Source organism: Phenylobacterium sp. (assembly GCF_036402295.1).
In the GTDB taxonomy this organism is placed as follows: domain Bacteria; phylum Pseudomonadota; class Alphaproteobacteria; order Caulobacterales; family Caulobacteraceae; genus Phenylobacterium.
In genome coordinates this window covers 1-2,886 of record NZ_DASWTE010000455.1, presented here as the reverse complement: position 1 = coordinate 2,886, position 2,886 = coordinate 1, and the positions used below count along the sequence as shown (strand labels likewise).

5 protein-coding genes are annotated in these 2,886 nt (G+C 71.3%); 2 read left to right on the top strand and 3 right to left on the bottom strand.

Going from position 1 to position 2,886, the window contains the following annotated elements:
• Positions 1–122 precede the first annotated feature (122 nt).
• Positions 123–662: a thermonuclease family protein gene (locus tag VGD44_RS25615; protein WP_331091480.1), complete on the bottom strand. Its 540-nt coding sequence runs from the start codon at positions 660–662 to the stop codon at positions 123–125.
• Between the two features lie 267 nt (positions 663–929).
• The gene (locus VGD44_RS25610) at positions 930–1,169 is read right to left on the bottom strand and encodes a hypothetical protein (RefSeq protein WP_331091478.1); all 240 of its coding nucleotides are present in this window, start codon (positions 1,167–1,169) and stop codon (positions 930–932) included.
• A 154-nt stretch (positions 1,170–1,323) separates the two neighbouring features.
• Here VGD44_RS25610 and VGD44_RS25605 point away from each other — a divergent pair, with 154 nt between their 5' ends.
• Together VGD44_RS25605 and VGD44_RS25600 are read left to right on the top strand one after the other, a co-directional pair.
• Positions 1,324–2,013, top strand: a complete 690-nt coding sequence (locus tag VGD44_RS25605; protein ID WP_331091476.1) for a PEPxxWA-CTERM sorting domain-containing protein — start codon at positions 1,324–1,326, stop codon at positions 2,011–2,013.
• The gene (locus VGD44_RS25600) at positions 2,010–2,384 is read left to right on the top strand and encodes a hypothetical protein (RefSeq protein WP_331091474.1); all 375 of its coding nucleotides are present in this window, start codon (positions 2,010–2,012) and stop codon (positions 2,382–2,384) included. The genes VGD44_RS25605 and VGD44_RS25600 overlap by 4 nt, the downstream gene beginning before the upstream one ends.
• 126 nt (positions 2,385–2,510) lie before the next feature.
• Here the strand turns inward: VGD44_RS25600 and VGD44_RS25595 are convergent.
• Positions 2,511–2,886, bottom strand: a 376-nt coding sequence (locus VGD44_RS25595) for a zinc-binding dehydrogenase (RefSeq protein WP_331091472.1), incomplete at its 5' end; no start/stop codon positions are given.

Sequence of the window (2,886 nt, the reverse complement as noted above, 5' to 3'; positions counted from 1 at the left end):
GCTGGCGACTGCATCGGCTGGAAGCCGTCTGCGCTCACTGGCGGTCTCTGCCCACGCAGTTGCAATTGAACTTCGGTTAGGGCTTGAGGTCGCAACTCAGGCCCCAGCGAGGAGGACCCGAACTACTGTCCTCGCCCATGCATCCCCCTCCCCGCGATCATCGCATCGAGCTGGCGCAGGACGTACCGGCCGCCGGAGAACCGGGTCATGGCGACGGCCCAGCCGTCCTCCACCATGGCGGCGTCGAGGTCGCGGCCGTCGGCGGTGAAGCAGCGGGCGACGACGCGGTTGTAGGTGCGGGCGCCGGTGTCCTCGCAGGCGACCGGGCCGGCGGCGAGCAGGGCGGCGAGGTGGCGTTTCGCGGGCTCGCCGTGGGGCGTCGCCATCTCGGGCGCGTCCGAACCGTTGAGGCGGATGCGGTGGCCGCCGATGTCGAAGGTGTCGCCGTCGACGACGCGGGTGGGCTGGCCGCTGATCGCCGCGTCGGGGAGGCGCTGGACCTTGCCGGCGTCGGATGTGGCCCAGATGAGGATGAGGCCGGCGAGCACGCCGAGGGTGAGGCCGAGGCGGAAGACGCCGCCGCGGGGCGGCGATGGGCGGCGGCGGGATGCGGGGCGCGGCGGGGCGCGCCGCGGCGGGCGCCGGAACTTGATGACGGTCACGCGCGCCCTCTCCTTGAGCGGGAGCCTACGCGGTTTTCGCTGGCGGCCTAAGTCCGGGCGCGGAGCTTGCTCCGGCCCTCGGCCGCCTCCGCCGACACGGGCCCTGGCGGGCCGCCGCTGGCGCGGCCCGTCTGACGACGGGTCCTTGACCCGACCGCTGGCCGGAGCCGTGGGCTGCCCATGGACTCAAGGCGGGTTGTGCGCGGGGGCGCACCGCCTCACCTCCCCCGCGTAGCGGCGGGAGGCGCCCGCGGCCCGCCACGGTGGCTAGGTCGTGAGGCGCAGCCCCAGCGCGACGACGACGACGAAGACCACGACGGCAAAGATCACGGTCCGCCGATCGCCGCGCCGGGCTGCGAGCGAGACCTGGCGGAAGCGATGCTGGAGGCGGGCGAGGCGCTTTTCCGCGCCGGGGCCTTCGAGGGGCCGCCCCATTTCGGCGAGGTTGGCCGACTGGGCGCGCGCCTGTCCTTCTTGCGAGCGTTGGCGCCAGCCGGGGTCGGGCATCGGGTGAGGCTCCGGGGTGATGGCTTGGCCGTAGAACGACAGGGCGTTCCGTCAAGCTCGCTCGCGCGACGGGTGTTCGCACTCAGCTCAAGCGCGAGGCGGGTTGACTCTGCAACCCGGGGCGTGATGCACATCCACGGTCAAGGTGGCGTGCATGTTTTGGGGGGTGCGTGTGGGTGTTGTGAAGGCGGTTGCGGCGCTGTCGGTGGCCGGCGCGCTGGTGGCGGGGCCCGCGTACGCGGCCATCCAGCTCGACCAGGCGAGCGTCCCGGAAACGGGGCCGGTGTTAACGATCGGCGGCGGCGGAACGGCGCTCAGCGAAGGCTACGTGCTGGGCCAGAGCTTCACGGTCGGACTGACGGGCAAGCTGGCGCGGATCGACCTGGCCGTGTTCGGCACCACCTACGACTCCACGCCGGGCGGATACACACTGTCGCTGGAGCAGACGCCGGGTGTGGCGCTGGCCTCGACCCACTTCGATTTCGCCGACCTGGTCGACCCCTTCCTGAAGGACTGGTCGCAGGCCCCGTCGTTCGACCTCTCCGCGGCGAACGTGGATGTGACGGCCGGCGAGATCTACCGGATCGTCCTGACGGTGGATCCCGGCGCCTACGCCCACTTCGCCGGCTGGTTTGAGACCGCGGACAACGTTCCGTTCGCCTACGCCGGCGGCAACGCCTTCATCAACGGCTTCACCGTCGAGCGCATCGACTACGGCTTCCGCACCTATGTGGACACCGCCGCCGTCCCGGAGCCGGGCACATGGGCGCTGGCCATCCTGGGCTTCGGCCTGGCGGGCGCGGCGCTGCGGCGATCGCAGGCCCTGGCGCAGGTCTTGGATTGACTGCAGCCGAGACCATCACCCTCTGGCGGCCGGTCGGGCCGGTGGAGCTGCGGCTGATCGCGGAGGCGGGGCATCGGGCGTTTCCGCCGCGCCTGCCGGAGCAGCCGATTTTCTATCCGGTGCTGAACGAGGGCTATGCGGTCCAGATCGCGCGGGACTGGAACGTGAAGGCGGACGGGGCGGGCTTCGTGACGCGCTTTGCGGTGCGGCGCGACTTCCTGGACGCCTATCCGGTGCAGCAGGCCGGCGGGCGCGAGCATCTGGAGTACTGGATCCCGGCCGAGGACCTTCCGGCGTTCAACGCGGCGATCGTGGGCGAGATCGAGGTGGTGGCGGAGTTCTTACCTCCCCCGCGCAGCGGCGGGAGGTGAGGCCCGAGAGGCGCCGGCGCGGCAGGTAGATGCTGAACGTCATCGGCGTGCCGGTCTCGCGGCTCCGGCGCCGGTAGACGCCCTGGTGACCGCCGAAGCTCTTGGCCTGGCTGACGAGCTCCAGGCTCAATAGACCACCACGCTGCGGATGCTCTCGCCCCTGTGCATCAGGTCGAAGGCCTTGTTGATGTCTTCCAACGGCATCCTGTGGGTGATCATCGGGTCGATCTGGATCTTCCCGTCCATGTACCAGTCCACGATCTTGGGCGTGTCGGTGCGGCCGCGCGCCCCGCCGAAGGCCGTGCCCTTCCAGACCCGGCCCGTGACCAGCTGGAATGGCCGCGTGGCGATCTCCTTGCCCGCCTCGGCCACGCCGATGATGATCGACTGGCCCCAGCCGCGGTGGCAGGCCTCCAGCGCCTGGCGCATGACGGTGGTGTTGCCCGTGGCGTCGAACGTGTAGTCGGCGCCGCCGTCCGTCAGGGCCACCAGGTGGGCGACG